1 protein-coding gene is annotated in these 326 nt (G+C 72.4%); it reads left to right on the top strand.

The genetic code is table 11. The features are described 5' to 3' along the window. Positions 1–96: 96 nt before the first annotated feature. Positions 97–326: phosphopantetheine-binding protein (locus ADK60_RS26715; protein ID WP_063783272.1), on the top strand; the 230-nt coding region annotated here is incomplete at its 3' end.

Raw genomic sequence — 326 nt, forward strand, 5'->3', positions numbered from 1 at the left:
CCCCCCCCGCCGTACCCCGCCCGGGCCCACCCGTACGGCCCCCGCACCAGGTGCCCCACCGGCGCACCGCACCCCGATGGCCAAAGGAGACCCTCGTTGAGCAGCGTAGACACCACCCCCGCCGACACGGACGGCCTGGTGACGATCTTCCGCCGCGTCCTGGAGACGGACGACGTCGCGGCGGACTCGGACTTCTTCCTCCTGGGCGGTGACTCGCTCATCGCCACCCGCGTCCTGAGCGCGGTCGCCCGGAACTACGGCGTCGAGCTGTCCTTCGAAGACTTCGTGCTCGCGCCGACCCCGGCCGGTCTGGTCGAGCTGATCGC

The organism is Streptomyces sp. XY431 (assembly GCF_001279805.1).
GTDB lineage: Bacteria > Actinomycetota > Actinomycetes > Streptomycetales > Streptomycetaceae > Kitasatospora > Kitasatospora purpeofusca.